The sequence below is a fragment of the Paenibacillus sp. NEAU-GSW1 genome, from assembly GCF_009737085.1.
GTDB lineage: Bacteria > Bacillota > Bacilli > Paenibacillales > Paenibacillaceae > Pristimantibacillus.
In genome coordinates this window covers 1-14,321 of sequence record NZ_WOVL01000003.1, presented here as the reverse complement: position 1 = coordinate 14,321, position 14,321 = coordinate 1, and the positions used below count along the sequence as shown (strand labels likewise).

At 57.5% G+C, this 14,321-nt stretch carries 12 protein-coding genes and 1 pseudogene; all 13 read left to right on the top strand.

Going from position 1 to position 14,321, the window contains the following annotated elements:
* Positions 1–8: 8 nt before the first annotated feature.
* The 13 genes and pseudogenes from GOM71_RS02345 (at position 9) to GOM71_RS02290 (ending at position 14,060) form a co-directional block, all read left to right on the top strand.
* Entirely contained in the window at positions 9–1,439 is a 1,431-nt protein-coding gene (locus GOM71_RS02345; protein ID WP_156278127.1) for an oligosaccharide flippase family protein, read from the top strand.
* Positions 1,423–2,586, top strand: coding sequence for a glycosyltransferase family 1 protein (locus GOM71_RS02340; RefSeq protein WP_156278125.1), 1,164 nt, complete (start codon positions 1,423–1,425; stop codon positions 2,584–2,586). Before GOM71_RS02345 ends, GOM71_RS02340 begins: the two co-directional genes overlap by 17 nt.
* Positions 2,576–3,913, top strand: a complete 1,338-nt coding sequence (locus GOM71_RS02335; RefSeq protein ID WP_156278123.1) for a hypothetical protein — start codon at positions 2,576–2,578, stop codon at positions 3,911–3,913. Before GOM71_RS02340 ends, GOM71_RS02335 begins: the two co-directional genes overlap by 11 nt.
* Positions 3,876–4,514 carry an acyltransferase gene (locus tag GOM71_RS02330; protein WP_367649436.1) on the top strand — a complete coding sequence of 213 codons (639 nt, stop codon included), beginning with the start codon at positions 3,876–3,878 and terminating at the stop codon, positions 4,512–4,514. The genes GOM71_RS02335 and GOM71_RS02330 overlap by 38 nt, the downstream gene beginning before the upstream one ends.
* Before the next feature lie 171 nt (positions 4,515–4,685).
* Positions 4,686–5,921: a glycosyltransferase family 4 protein gene (locus GOM71_RS02325; protein ID WP_156278119.1), complete on the top strand. Its 1,236-nt coding sequence runs from the start codon at positions 4,686–4,688 to the stop codon at positions 5,919–5,921.
* The gene (locus GOM71_RS02320) at positions 5,918–6,961 is read left to right on the top strand and encodes an NAD-dependent epimerase (protein ID WP_156278117.1); all 1,044 of its coding nucleotides are present in this window, start codon (positions 5,918–5,920) and stop codon (positions 6,959–6,961) included. The genes GOM71_RS02325 and GOM71_RS02320 overlap by 4 nt, the downstream gene beginning before the upstream one ends.
* Positions 6,958–8,055 (top strand): annotated as a pseudogene (locus tag GOM71_RS24240) (glycosyltransferase family 4 protein); the annotation flags it as partial. The gene GOM71_RS02320 and the pseudogene GOM71_RS24240, both read left to right, overlap by 4 nt.
* An 81-nt stretch (positions 8,056–8,136) precedes the next feature.
* Complete coding sequence (locus GOM71_RS24235) at positions 8,137–8,748, top strand: sugar transferase (RefSeq protein WP_253944667.1); 612 nt, start codon at positions 8,137–8,139, stop codon at positions 8,746–8,748.
* Complete coding sequence (locus GOM71_RS02310) at positions 8,745–9,455, top strand: acetyltransferase (RefSeq protein ID WP_253944653.1); 711 nt, start codon at positions 8,745–8,747, stop codon at positions 9,453–9,455. Before GOM71_RS24235 ends, GOM71_RS02310 begins: the two co-directional genes overlap by 4 nt.
* 237 nt (positions 9,456–9,692) lie before the next feature.
* Positions 9,693–10,862, top strand: coding sequence for an aminotransferase class I/II-fold pyridoxal phosphate-dependent enzyme (locus GOM71_RS02305; RefSeq protein WP_483311020.1), 1,170 nt, complete (start codon positions 9,693–9,695; stop codon positions 10,860–10,862).
* Between the two features lie 127 nt (positions 10,863–10,989).
* Complete coding sequence (galU, locus tag GOM71_RS02300) at positions 10,990–11,892, top strand: UTP--glucose-1-phosphate uridylyltransferase GalU (RefSeq protein WP_156278113.1); 903 nt, start codon at positions 10,990–10,992, stop codon at positions 11,890–11,892.
* A gap of 1 nt (position 11,893) precedes the next feature.
* Entirely contained in the window at positions 11,894–13,237 is a 1,344-nt protein-coding gene (tuaD, locus tag GOM71_RS02295; protein ID WP_156278112.1) for a UDP-glucose 6-dehydrogenase TuaD, read from the top strand.
* 130 nt (positions 13,238–13,367) lie between these two features.
* Complete coding sequence (locus tag GOM71_RS02290) at positions 13,368–14,060, top strand: hypothetical protein (RefSeq protein ID WP_156278110.1); 693 nt, start codon at positions 13,368–13,370, stop codon at positions 14,058–14,060.
* Positions 14,061–14,321 lie beyond the last annotated feature (261 nt).

Genomic DNA, 14,321 nt, shown 5'->3' with positions numbered 1-14,321 from the left:
TTCATACGATGATTACGGGCGAGACGGCGGGACAAGCGGCGGGAAAGCAGGCGGCGACGCCGGCGGCAGCGCCCAAGACGCAGCAGTCGTCATTCGCCAAAAAGCTAAGCCGCGGCGGCAGCGCGAGCTTCCTCATCAACTCCGCAGGCATGGCGCTTGCGATGCTGATGCAGGTCGCGCTGGCCCGAGTGCTTGGCGTCGACGGCTACGGCGTTTACGCTTTCGTGACGACGGTCGTCACGTTTATGGTGTTTCCCGCAAAGCTGGGCTTCGATACGGCAATCGTAAAGCTGGTTGCCGCCTATCGGGTGAATGGCGAATGGGGACTTATTAAAGGACTGCTGCAGCGCAGCAACCAGATTGGACTGGCGCTCTCTATTGTATTAGCTGTCGCGGGACTCGCTTATGTGCTGCTGAACGGCGATGCGGCAGGAGACACGGCAAAGGCTGTTGCCTATGCGGCAGGCTTCGCCTCGATTCCGCTTCTGACGCTGGCGACGCTTCGCCAAAGCGCTTTGCAAGCGGTGAAGGACGTGCTGTACGCGCAAATGCCGGAAAAAATATTGCGTCCGGTATTGACGATCGCCTTCGTATTTGCCGCTTCGGCACTTGGCATTACCGCTGACGCCGGCGTGGCGATGCTATGTTTTGTAGCCGCCGTCGTTATCGCGTACGCGGTTGGCGCGGTCGTGCTCAAGAAGCGGATCGGCCGCGAGCTGACGGCTGCGGTACCTCAGTACGAGATGCGAAGCTGGATGAAGCTGTCCGGCTCGTTGATGGCTAACGCAGGCGTCTACCTCATTCTCGGACAATTGAACGTACTCATGCTGGGGTTAATTGAGAATGAAACGCAATCGGGCATTTTCTCCGTCGCCGTCCGGCTGGCGACGCTTGTCGCCTTTATGCTGACGGCGGTCAACATGACCGCTTCGCCGCTCATTTCCGAGACGTATGCAAAGGGCGATATGGACACGCTGCAAAAGGTGTGCACATCGACCGGGCGGGTCGGCTTCCTGTTCGCCGTGGCCGTCGGTTTGTTTTTCGCCATCTTCGGCCGCTGGACGCTGGCACTGTTCGGTCCTGAATTTACGCAGGCGTACCCGGCGATGCTGATTCTCGTTTTTGGCCAAGTGTTTAACGCCTTTTGCGGACAGAACGGAATTGTCGCGACGATGACCGGCGGCCAAAATGCGCTGACCAAGGTGCTTGTGGTAGCGGCTGTCGTTAACGCTGCGCTTAATGGACTGCTTATTCCTTCTCTCGGTATGACAGGGGGTGCGATTGCCGCCACAGCCTCGATCATGACCTGGAATATCGGAGCCGTCATGATCGTCCGGCGCAAACCGGGCGTGCAGACGCTGGCATGGTCGCTGGGCTTTCACTTGAAAAAGGCTCCGCAGGGCAATGGAGGAGGAGACAAAGATGAATCCGGTTCGTAACCGCAAAATTAAAGTGCTGCACATCGTAGGCAAAATGCATCCCGGCGGCATTGAGACGCTCTTAATGAACGTTTATCGCAATATCGACCGCGACCGGTATGAATTTCATTTTGCTGTCCAATCGCCCGAGCCTGCTTTTTACGACGACGAGATTAGGGCGCTTGGCGGAACGATATTCGTCCAGCCGCCGCCCAAAAACGGCATCGGCGCTTTCCGCAAGCAGCTGCTTGCCAATATGCAAAAGCATGGCCCGTATGACGCTGTTCACAGCCATGTGTTCGGCTTCAGCGGCTATGTGCTGAAGCTTGCTGCCAAGCTGGGCGTGCCGGTGCGTATCGGGCACAGCCACAATACGAACGACAGCCGCTCGAGCTCGATGCTTCGCTCGCTGTACCGCGCCTACATGCGGCGGTTAATCCGCAAGCATGCGACGGCGCTGCTCGGCTGCTCGCGGGCCGCTTGCGAATCGCTGTTCGGCGAGGATTGCTGGCGCGATCAGCGCGCCGCCGTATTCCCGAACGCGATTTCGCTGGCACCCTATGAGGAGCTGCCGGAGGACCGCGCAGAGCTGCGCCGCAGGTTCGGCGCAAGCGGAGAAGGTCCGCTGCTCGGCCATATCGGCCGTTTCAGCAAACAGAAAAATCATGCCAAGCTGCTTGAAGCTTTCGCTATCTATGCCGGCGCTGCGCCGGACGCGCAGCTGCTGCTCGTCGGCGACGGACCGCTGAGGCCCGAGATGGAGCGAAAGGCGGAAGAGCTTGGCATTGCCGGCCAGGTCCGCTTTCTCGGCTTGCGGAAAGATATTCCGGAGCTGCTGGGCGCTCTCGACGGCTTTTTGCTTCCTTCGCTATACGAGGGTCTTGGCATCGTGCTTATCGAGGCGCAAGCTGCCGGCGTTCCGTGCCTCGTTTCTGAAGAAGTGCCTCGCGAGGCCGATCTCGAGCTCGGCATGATCAGCCGGCTTCCGGCCGATGATACCGCGGAACGCTGGGCCGAAGGCATCGCGAAGCTCGCTGGGGAAGCGGATATTCGCGACCGGGGCAGGCATAAGCAAAGAAGCTGGCAGCAGCGGGCGGCGGCGCTGAGCGAGCGCGGCTACAACATTGAAGAAAGCGCGGCAAAGCTGGAGCGTATGTATGCCGGCTGAGCGGATCGATGTACGTACAGCCGCCGGCTTGGCGTATGCCATCCTGCTCGCATTGACGGCGCGCTGGGTGTTTGCCTGGGATGAGACGATCGCCCTCGTCGTATACTGCGGTCTGCTGCTCCCGGCATTTGCTCTGATGCGCTGGCCTAATGCGCCGCTTCTGCTTATGACAGGCTTCACGGCCATGCTGCTCGGCAAGCTGATCTACGGCGCAACCGTCAATCCGCTCAACGGACCGGACGAGATTCATTACTTCGAGCAGGTGACGACGTTTGCGCGGCTGTCGGAATATATGCCGTATGCGATGGAGCATATCCGGACGCAATGGATGAACATTTCGGCGGTGCCGATTTTCGGCATGCTGTATATGCCGTTCTTCAAATGGCTGGAGCTTGAAAATCCGCTGGCCATCATTTTGCTCAACACGGTGTTGCTGCTGCTTATCGTTAACGCGGCATACCGGCTGAACGACGGGCGATTCGGCTATACGCTGCCACCGGATGCGGAAGGCCGGGACGGGCTGGAGGACGGCGCATGGCGGCCGAAGCATTCTTTTGCCATTGTGACGGTGGTCGGCCTGCTTCTCAGTCCTTCGCTTATGTACATGTCTTCGCTGTTTGCAAAGGACATTACATGCGTATTGCTTGGCCTGTACGGCACCATACTGCTGCTGCGCAAGCAATGGCTGCTGTTTATCGTCGTGATGCTGTACGCAACGGGGCTGCGGGATTACGCAATCATCTACACGCTAAGCTTCTACTTCCTTTACGCGCAGAAGCTGCGCTCGGCGATTGTGATGGCTGTTGGCGCGCTTTTGCTCATCGTATGGCAGGTCGGTCCGCTTTCGCTGATCAATGCCGGCATGCTGTCGGTCTTTCTGTTCATCAGTCCCAATCCGATCAATCCGGCGAACTGGGAGCCAAAGCTGATGATGCGCACGATGGAAGCGCTGTTCATGACGATCATGCTGGGGATGTCCGTGTTCTACGCCTTGAAGTACAAGGAAACGCGCCGGTTCTATCTCATGGCCGCCCTGCTTATTTTTACGTATGCGTGCGTGCTAGTGCTGGTCGGCTATGCGACGGTAACGGGGCGCTCGCTTGATTACGGAATTGGAACGATCGGAGACAACATGGTGCGGAAAAAATTGCCGATCGTACCGGTGATCTATACGATTAGCGCCTATACGCTCGTATGGTGCCGCTACTCCTTCAGGCCAAAACATCAGAAAATTCAGACTAGTGATAGAGTGAAAAATAACGCTTTAATCGCAAACGCGATCTCAACACGTGCAAAAGGAGCTGATCCGCATGCGGGGACGCGATAAATTCGGCCGCTTTTTACCTGCGCTTAGGCTGCTGGAAACGATGCTGCGGCCGCTCCCGAGACCGCTGCTGCAATGGCTGTGGGTGCTGAGCGACGGCTTGCCGGAGCTTGCGGGCGTCGCATTCCGGTACTGCCTGCTGCGCAGACTGGCCAAAAGCTGCGGCGACAACGTGCTCGTCGGCCGGTCGGTCGAGCTTAAGTATCCGGAGCGGATGACAATCGGCTCGAATGTCAGCATCCATAAGCAATGCTACATCGATGCTTACGGGGGGCTGATGATCGGCGATGAGGTGTCCATCGCCCATCAATCGTCGCTCGTCTCGTTCCAGCATACGTGGAGCGATGCGTCGCTGCCGATCCGCGACAATCCGGTCGCGGGCGGGATGATCCGCATCGGCCGAGACGTTTGGATCGGCTGCGGGGTTCGCGTGCTGGCGGGCGTCGATATCGGAGCCCGCTCGATCGTAGCGGCCGGGGCGGTCGTGACGAAGCCGGTCGGATCCGGCGTTATCGCCGCCGGGGTGCCGGCTAAAGCGGTGAAGCGCATCGACGGGCAGGCCGCGGCGGCATGGCCACGGGGCGATGCTGGGGCGCGAGGGTGACGAGCAAGGCTGGCGGCGGAAATAGCGGAAGAAAGTTCCGCTATTCCGCGAAAGAGCGGCATTAGGCTCGAAATAGCGGAAAAAACATAAAAAACATCCGCTATTCGGTTTCACAATACGGTCCGTCGTCTGCGAACGGCGGAGGTTGGATCATTTTTAGGAGGGAACAGGATGAAGCTGGTTTGGGCGCATGACCATACATTTTATTTCAATGAATCCGGCAAGTTTTTCTCCGGCGGCAAGCTGCCTTATGCCGTGTGGGAAAGGTATCTCGGCGTGTTCGATCAACTGACGATCGCCTGCCGCGGCAAAAAAACGCCGCTTGACGCCGATATGACCGGCAAAACGCTATCGAGCGGCGCAAACGTCGAGTTTCTGGTGCTGCCGTCATTAAGCAACCCGGTCAATAAGCTGACCAAGCGGGGCTATATCGAGCAGCTGCTGACGGAGGCGATCGGCAAAGCGGATGCGGTCATTGCAAGGCTTCCGAGCGAGATTGGAGCGGAAGCGATTCGCGTCGCCCGCAGTCTGGGCAAGCCGTATGCGGTCGAGGTCGTCGCCTGCGCATGGGACGGGCTGTGGAATTACGGCAGCGTGCAAGGCAAGCTGTATGCGCCGCTCGCGCTGCAGCAGACGAGAGCTTTGGTCAAAAGCGCGCCTTACTCGCTTTATGTAACGGAGCAGTTTTTGCAGCAGCGTTATCCGTGCGTTAACGGCTTGACCGAGTCCTGCTCGAACGTAGAAATTCCCGAGCCGGGCGAGGAGGTGCTGAACCGCAGGCTGGAGCGCATAATGTCGGGAAGCTCGCAAACAACGATGACGATTGGCTTGATCGGGTCCTTGAATGGCGGCGCGAAAGGGATTGATGTCGCGCTTAAGGCAATTGCGAAAGCAAAGCCGCATCTTCCCCGCGTATGGTTCCGGGTGCTGGGCGACGGCGATCCGTCACGCTGGCAGGCGCTAGCGGACAAGCTTGGCATCGGGAGCGCGGTGACGTTCGAAGGCGTGCTGCCAAGCGGCGGAGCGGTATTCGAATGGCTGGACAACATCGACCTGTACTTGCAGCCAAGCTTTCAGGAGGGCTTGCCGCGCGCGACGATTGAAGCGATGAGCCGCGGATGCCCGGTGCTCGGCTCGACGGCCGGGGGCATTCCCGAGCTGATTCACGAAAGCTGCCTGCACCGTCCGGGACAAGCAGCCCAATTGGCGGAGCAGCTCAAGCGCGCCGCTGTCGACCGGGCATGGGTGAAAGAGCAGGCGGAGCTCAACTTCGGCAAGTCGCGGGGCTACACGAAAGTGCGCCTGGATGCGAAGCGCCAAGCGTTCTGGCGTTCTTTTGGCGAGTATGTCCGTTCCGGCGGAGCGGTCAGAACAACTTATTCGAAAGAAAGGGTGGAGGCATTATGACAATTCTAGTAACTGGAGCGGCAGGCTTTATCGGCTATCATTTATGCGCCCGCCTTTTGGCAGAAGGAAAACGCGTTGTCGGCATCGACAACTTTAACGACTATTACGACGTGCAGCTGAAGCGCGACCGGTTCGCGCAGCTGCTTCCACATACCTCTTTTAAAGGCGTTGAACTGGATATCTCTGATTACGACGGTTTGATCCAGCTCGTGCGGGAAGAGCGGGTTGAGCACATTATCCACTTGGCGGCGCAAGCCGGCGTGAGATACAGCCTGACCAATCCGTTCGCCTATTTGGAGACGAATCTCAAGGGCTTCGGCCATGTGCTGGAAGCGTCGCGCCAAGCGGGCGTGAAGCATTTGATCTACGCTTCCTCGAGCTCGGTTTATGGGGCGAATGAGCGGATGCCTTTCTCTGCGACGGATAGCGTCGATCATCCGGTCAGTCTGTACGCCGCGACGAAAAAAGCGAATGAGCTGATGGCGCATACGTACAGCCACTTGTACGGATTGCCGACAACAGGCCTGCGGTTTTTCACCGTGTACGGCCCTTGGGGCAGACCGGATATGGCTTACTTTAGCTTTACGAAGAAGATGATGGCCGGCGAGCCGATCGAGGTGTTTAACGAAGGGAAGATGCTGCGCGACTTTACGTACATCGACGACATTGTGGAGGGCATTTACCGGCTTCTCAGCAACGTGCCGCAGCCCGATCCCGCCTGGGACCGCAGCAATCCCGATCCGTCGAGCAGCTATGCGCCGTTCAAGGTGTACAACATCGGCAACAACAAGCCGGTGGAGCTCATGCATTTCATCCGCACGATTGAGAGCTCGATCGGCCGCGACGCGGTCATTGAATATAAACCGATGCAGCCGGGCGACGTGCCTGCTACCTACGCGAACATTGACGGCCTGATGAAGGATGTCGGCTTCAAGCCGGACACGACGATCGAAGAAGGCATCGGCAAGTTTGCGGAATGGTACAAAGCCTATTACGGCGAAAAAGCTGAGACCTTGGCAACTGCGGGTGGCAGCAAATGATGAAAGCAGCCCATATTTGCACATCCGGCGTCAGCCACAAAATTATGGGCGACAAGCTTCGGCTGCTGCAGCAGCTGGGCGGTTACGAGGTGACGTTCATATCGTCGCCGGAGGGAACGGATGCAGAAACGATGTCTGCGTATCCGTTCGAATGGCGAGCTGTTCCGATGGAGCGTTCCATCAAGCCTCTCGCAGACTTCCGGTCGATTATGGCGATGTACCGGCTAATTAAAAAAGAACGCTATGACATCGTTCATACGCATACGGCAAAAGCAGGCATTATCGGCCGCGTTGCGGCGATGATGGCAGGCGTGAAGACGGTCGTTCATACGAGCCACGGCCTTCCTTTTTATGAGGGGCAGCCGAAGCGGACGTATTGGCTTTACCGGATGCTGGAGAAGGCGGGCGCCGTATGCTGCCATGCGTTGGCATCGCAGAATGCGGAGGATGCACAGGTGCTGAAACAGCTGGCGCCATGGCGGCCGGTTTATATGGAAGGCAACGGCGTCGACAAGGAGCGGCTGGAAGCGAAAGCTGCGAACGTGTCGGACGCGCAGCTGGAAATGCTGCGCAGAGCGTTCGGCATTGGGCCGGAGCGGAAGGTGCTGCTGGTCGCCGCCCGTTTCGAAGCGGTAAAGGATCATTATTTGCTGCTGGAATCACTCGCGGCACTGAAGCAGGAAGGCAAGCTGGACTGGGTAACCGTACTGGCTGGACAAGGCCCGCTGGAAGCGGCGGTTCGCCGGTTTGTCGGCAGTCATGGCCTGACGGAGGATGTCGTATTCGCCGGTCAGCAGCCGACGATTATTCCTTGGATTGTGATGGCGGACGCGGTAGCGCTGACCTCGGAGAAGGAAGGCATTCCGCGCTCGTTAATGGAAGCAATGGCGCTCGGCAAGCCGGTCGTAGCGACCGATGTGCTCGGAACAAGGGAGCTTGTTGCCGACGGCGAGACGGGATTGCTCGCGCCGTATCGCGACGCGGTTCGGCTTGCTGAGGCGCTGGCGAGCGTAATGGGCGATGCATCGCTGCGCGCCCGTTTCGGCGAGGCCGGACGCCGGCGGATCGACGCCGAGTTTACGGAGGCGCGCGTCGTGGAGCGTCTGCAGCGGCTCTATCGCGAGACGGCCCGCCGCGTATCCCGCTCGCGCGGGATAGCCGCACGATTGAACAGCATGGCAAAGCGGCTGTTCGACCTGGCGGTCAGCGTGCCTGCGGCGCTGCTGCTGCTGCCTTTAATGGCGGCAGTCGGCGTTGCGGTGCGCTTGAAGCTTGGCTCGCCGGTGCTGTTCAAGCAGCAGCGGCCGGGAAAATACGGCAATCCGTTCTATGTGCTGAAATTCCGCACAATGCGCGATGCGTTTGACCGAAACGGCGAGCCGCTTCCTGACGAAGCGCGGATGACGGCATTCGGCCGTTTGCTCCGCAAGCTGAGTCTCGACGAGCTGCCGCAGCTGTTCAACGTTATACGCGGCGATATGAGTCTCGTCGGACCGAGGCCGCTGCTGATGGAATATTTGCCGCTGTACACCGAGGAGCAGGCATGCCGTCACGACGTTCGGCCGGGCATAACCGGCTGGGCGCAGGTGAACGGCCGCAATACGGTGTCTTGGGAAGATAAATTTAAGCTCGACGCGGAGTATGTCGAGCGGCAATCAATAGGGTTTGATTTGCGAATATTGGCTTTGACGGCGGTCAAAGTGCTTAAGCGGGACGGCATCTCCCAGCAGGGTCATGCGACCGTCCATAAATTTACGGGCAGCCGGGAAATGGGGAGCGCATCATGACGAATCGGGGAGCAGCAGCTTACGCATACGATTACGCTTACGCCGCGAATTCGGAAGCTTATGAGGACGGTTCGGCTCCGCGTCGTCCGCTCATGATTGTCGGCATCGGCGGTCATGGCCGCGTGCTGATGGATATGGCGCGCTTGTTAACGGCGTACCGGCTGGCGGCTGTCGTCGATGACCGCTTCACGGCGGTGGAGCTGCGCGGCGGACTGCCGTACGGCCCGATCTCAGAGCTGCCGAACTTTATTGCTGACGAGCCGGACATGCATGTCGTCATCGGTGTCGGCGATAACCGCACGCGCCGGGCAATTGTCGAGCGGCTTGCGCTGCCGGAGGCGGCGTACGCGGTGCTCGTCCATCCGGCGGCAGTCGTCGCCGAGGATGCGCGGCTCGGCCTCGGCACGGTCGTTATGCCGGGGGCGGTCATCGGCCCGGGCGCGGCGATCGGCACGCATGCGATCATCAACTCCGGCGCTGTCGTCGAACACGACGCCGTCGTGGGCGCATACGCGCATGTATCGCCGAACGCGACAATGGCCGGCGCAGCTGTCGCTGAAGAGGGCGCGCATATCGGCAGCGGCGCGGTGCTCATTCCGAGCGTCCGCGTCGGCAGTTGGTCGGTGCTGGGCGCAGGCGGCATCGCCGTCCGCGACGTTCCCGACGGCGTAACCGCTGTCGGCGTGCCGGCGAAGGCGATCCGCTAAGCCGCGATGGATATTGATTTTATGCAATCGCATATTTGTTGTTGCGAGCGAGCTTTAAGACCTTGCGGAGGTCTTAAAGCTCCATGACACCTAAGACCCTGCGAGGGCCTTATGCAATCAAAACTGCCGAACAAATGCGAGATAAGAGCCTGTCAGGGTCTTATCGGCAAACTAGCGCAGGCAATAAGCAATCAAATGTTCAATAGAGGCGACGTTTGAAAAGCGAAAGGAGCTGTCATCGGCGTGGAACAACGCATTTTATTATCTCCTCCTCATATGGGTATGCATGAACGCGATTATGTGGAGGATGCCTTCCGCACCAATTGGATCGCGCCGCTTGGAGCGAACGTAGACGGCTTCGAGCAAGAGCTCGCCGATTATGCGGGAGCGGGCGGAGCCGTTGCGCTTTCCTCCGGTACGGCAGCCATTCATATGGCGCTGAGGCTGATCGGCATCGAGCGAGGCGACCGTGTTTTTGTATCGACGCTTACGTTCATCGCCAGCGTCAATCCGATTCTTTATGAAGGCGGAGAGCCGGTGTTTATCGACTCCGACCGGGACAGCTGGAATATGTCGGCGACCGCTCTTGAGCAGGCTTTCGAGGATGCGCAGCTGATCGGCCGGATGCCGAAAGCGGTCATCGTCGTCAATCTGTACGGCCAAAGCGCGGACATGGACCCTATTAACGAAATATGCGCGCGCTACGGCGTACCTGTCATTGAAGACGCCGCCGAATCGCTTGGCGCAACTTATAAGAATAAAGCCAGCGGCACGTTAAGCCGCTTCGGCATCTACTCGTTTAACGGCAACAAGATCATTACGACGTCGGGCGGCGGAATGCTCGTTTCCGATGACCTGGAAGCTTTGGCTAAAGCCCGCTTTTATGCGACGCAGGCGCGGGATCAAGCGCTGCACTATGAGCACACGCAAGTCGGCTTCAACTACCGGATGAGCAACATTTTGGCCGGTATCGGGCGCGGGCAGCTGCGCGTGCTTGACGATCGGGTAAATGCCCGCCGCGAAGTTTTCGAGCGATACGCTAAAGCGTTCGAATCGCTGGAAGGCGTCGCTATGATGCCGGAAGCTTCGTATGGCCGGGCTAACCGCTGGCTCACTGCGATGACGATCGACAAGCATGTGACGGGGCTGACGCCTCCCGAGCTGATCAGCCGCTTGAATGAGGCGAACATTGAGGCGCGCCCGGTATGGAAGCCGATGCATCTGCAGCCGCTTTTGCGGCAGTATGCCTACTACCGGCACAGCAGCGAAGAAAGCGTCTCGGACAGCTTGTTTGAAGAAGGCATTTGCTTGCCTTCGGGCTCAAGCCTTACGCAGGACGAGCAGGACCGCGTTATTGACGTGATCGTTGGCAGTTTGCAGCAAGCGAAGCGAGCGGTTGCGCAATAGCGGCGGGTGCGAGCAGCGTGAGTTTTAGGCTCAAACGAACCTAAAACGGAGCCAGTCGAGTCGGTACCGACCCATGCGAATGAAGCTCAAACGAGCTTAAAAATGAACATATACAGGAGGATATCTCATGAAAGTGCGTAAAGCGATTATTCCGGCAGCCGGTCTTGGCACCCGCTTCTTGCCGGCGACGAAAGCCCAGCCGAAGGAAATGCTCCCGATCGTGGACAAGCCGACGATTCAATACATTATCGAGGAAGCGATCGCTTCCGGCATCGAGGATATTCTCATTATTAGCGGCCGCGGCAAACGGGCGATCGAGGACCATTTTGACAAAACCTTCGAGCTTGAGGACATGCTTTCCAAAAAGGGTAAAACGAAAGAACTTGATCAAATCCGCCACATTTCCGAAATGGCCAACATTCACTATATCCGTCAAAAAGAACCGAAAGGGCTTGGCCACGCGATCTGGTGCGCACGCAGCTTCGTCGGCGACGAGCCGTTCGCGGTGCTTCTGGGTGACGATATTGTGCAATCGGAAGAGCCTTGCTTGAACCAGCTCATCCGTGTATACAACCGGTATTCCTCTTCGGTTGTCGGCGTACAACGCGTCAGCGACGATGACGTGTCCAAATACGGCATTATCGCGCCTCGCGGCTCCTCGATCGAACCGTCGGTCTTTTTCCTGGACGGGCTGGTGGAGAAGCCGTCGCGCAAAGCGGCGCCGTCGAACTATGCAATTATGGGCAGATATGTGCTGACTCCGGAAATTTTCGATATTTTGGAGCATCAAGCGCCGGGTGCGGGCAACGAAATTCAGCTGACAGATGCGATCAAAAAGCTGAACGACCAGCGCAACGTGCTGGCCTACAACTTCGACGGCGTCCGTTACGATGTCGGCGATAAATTCGGCTTTATTAAAGCGACGCTTGATTTCGCTTTACAGCGTGAAGATTTGCAAACGGACGTGCTTCATTATGTGCAGTCGGTTTACGAGAAACATTTTCCCATTCTAAATAAGGTGGCGAAGTAATATGCGGAAAATTACGGTAATCGGAACGGGCTATGTCGGACTGGTGTCGGGCGCATGCTTTGCGGAAATCGGCAACCGGGTCATCTGCTGCGACGTCGATCAACGCAAAATCGATATGCTGAACCGGAATGAAATTCCGATCTACGAGCCGGGACTGCAGGAAATGGTTGTCCGCAACAAGGAACGGGGGCAGCTGCTGTTCACGACGGAAGTCGGCGAAGCGATCGAGGCGTCGGATATCGTCTACATTGCGGTAGGCACGCCGATGTCGGAGACCGGCGAAGCGGATATGCGCTATGTGATGTCGGCTGCGCGCAAAATCGGCGAGCATTTGAACAGCAACAAAATTATCGTGAACAAAAGCACCGTCCCTGTCGGCACGGGCGAGCTTGTGCGCGAGGTGGTGCAGGCGAACAAGAAATACCCTTGGATCGGTTTTGACATCGTCTCCAATCCGGAGTTTCTGCGCGAAGGCACGGCTTTATCCGACTGCATGAACATGGACCGCGCGATTATCGGTTCAGACAATATGGAGGCGGCGGAAGTCATTGCGGAGCTTCATGCGCCGTTTAAGACGCGTATTTTCAAAACGGATCTGGAAAGCGCGGAGATGATCAAATATGCGGCCAACACGTTCCTAGCGACCAAAATCTCGTTTATCAACGCCATCGCCAACATTTGCGAAAAAGTCGGCGCCGACGTCGAGGACGTAGCAACCGGAATGGGGATGGACAGCCGCATCGGCGGCAAGTTTTTGCAAGCCGGCATCGGCTATGGCGGCTCCTGCTTCCCGAAGGATACGTATGCGCTCGCGCATATCGCCGACAAAGCAGGCTATGAATTCGAGCTGCTGAAGTCGGTTATTCGGACGAATCAGAAGCAGCGTTTTGTCATTATGGACAAGCTGCGTGAAGCGCTCGGCAGCTTTGCGGGCAAGCAGATCGCAGTGCTCGGCCTTGCGTTCAAACCGAACACCGATGATATGCGGGAAGCTCCATCGTTGTCGATCGTGCCGGAGCTGCTGAAGCTGGGCGCAACAGTGCGCGCATATGACCCGATCGCGACTGAAGCGGCTTCGAAGCTGCTTCCGGCAGAGGTTGCTTATATGGAATCGGCGGAGCAGGCGGTTGCTGGAAGCGATGCTTGCGTTATTTTGACCGAATGGGCGGATATTGTGTCGATGGACTTGGCAAAAGTGCGCGAAGGCATGAAGCTGCCGGTCATTATTGACGGACGGAACTGCTTTGATCCTGCGGCGATGGAGAACTCGGGCTTTATCTATTACTCCATTGGACGCAGGCCGGTGAATCGGATGCAGGAAGGGCGGAGATCCGTTAGCTTGTAGTTCAAAACTTTGATCCGGGAGAGGGGGTGAATGGTTTCGTTGACGGCGTTTTCTAGGCAAGCAATGCGCAACTGGTGGGGTTTGCCGCTGAAAACGGGTGGATCACTAAGCTTTGAGAGGAGAGCAGACAATGAGAAAAAATTATCGCGTATTGGCCATGACGCTGATTGTTGCGCTGATGCTGCCGGCTATGGCGGCTAACGCTTCCGCGGCATCCAAGCTGTCTATCGGCGGCCAATCCGGATCCTGGCTGGGGCTAAGCTCCAAAGCTTCGAGCAATGGATTTAAAGGATTTGAGAGCCAGTTTTTGGACAAAATTTTGAACAAGCTGAAGTCTGAGATTGACAAAAGCAAGGGTAAAAACAGCAACGGCGACAGCAAGCCTAGTACTGGCAATGGTAGCGGCAACGGCCAAGGCAATGGCAATGGCAATGGCAATGGCCAAGGCAACGGCAACGGCAACGGCCAAGGCAATGGCAATGGCAATGGCAATGGCAATCAGGTTGAGAAAGAAGTGCAGCGTATTTACAATACGACTTCCGCAAAACTCTTCCAGCTCCGCAACGAATGCCAAGCTGAGCTTACCGGTTATGCAGTTGAGTTCACGAAACTGACTTCGACGCATGACAAAACCGAGCTTTACAAAGTAGCTACGTCCGCTTTCAACAGCTGCACAGCGGAATACACTGCGATCTTCAACGATGCCGGCGATCAAATAGCGGCTGCTGGCGGCGACGCCTCGATTCTCGAGCCTATGCAGACTCGCTACGAGCAAGAAATTGTCGCAGGTCGCGCACAATTGAATGCAATCGTAGGAAAATAATTACTCATACTTACTCAAGCTTTGGCTTGCGCAAAGCGCCGAGCGCCGGTTTCAACCGGCGCTTTTTGTCGTTGACTCGTCTGGCCTGCTGCCACCAAACTAACTATTCAAGAACCTGCTATTTCTACCTATCCGCCGCCAAGAGTGCCGCTCTCCCGCTCGCCTCCAACGTAAGACCAAAATTGGCCTAACAAGAGTCGAACTAGCAGCAGAGAACACCTGTAAGTCCGATATTGGCCTTACAAGTGCCGCCAAGAGTGC

Coding starts and splice junctions, on each gene's coding strand:
- GOM71_RS02345 (WP_156278127.1), top strand. CDS start 9: ATGATTACGGGCGAGACGGCGGGACAAGCGGCGGGAAAGCAGGCGGCG.
- GOM71_RS02340 (WP_156278125.1), top strand. CDS start 1,423: ATGAATCCGGTTCGTAACCGCAAAATTAAAGTGCTGCACATCGTAGGC.
- GOM71_RS02335 (WP_156278123.1), top strand. CDS start 2,576: ATGCCGGCTGAGCGGATCGATGTACGTACAGCCGCCGGCTTGGCGTAT.
- GOM71_RS02325 (WP_156278119.1), top strand. CDS start 4,686: ATGAAGCTGGTTTGGGCGCATGACCATACATTTTATTTCAATGAATCC.
- GOM71_RS02320 (WP_156278117.1), top strand. CDS start 5,918: ATGACAATTCTAGTAACTGGAGCGGCAGGCTTTATCGGCTATCATTTA.
- GOM71_RS24235 (WP_253944667.1), top strand. CDS start 8,137: ATGGCAAAGCGGCTGTTCGACCTGGCGGTCAGCGTGCCTGCGGCGCTG.
- GOM71_RS02310 (WP_253944653.1), top strand. CDS start 8,745: ATGACGAATCGGGGAGCAGCAGCTTACGCATACGATTACGCTTACGCC.
- galU (WP_156278113.1), top strand. CDS start 10,990: ATGAAAGTGCGTAAAGCGATTATTCCGGCAGCCGGTCTTGGCACCCGC.
- tuaD (WP_156278112.1), top strand. CDS start 11,894: ATGCGGAAAATTACGGTAATCGGAACGGGCTATGTCGGACTGGTGTCG.
- GOM71_RS02290 (WP_156278110.1), top strand. CDS start 13,368: ATGAGAAAAAATTATCGCGTATTGGCCATGACGCTGATTGTTGCGCTG.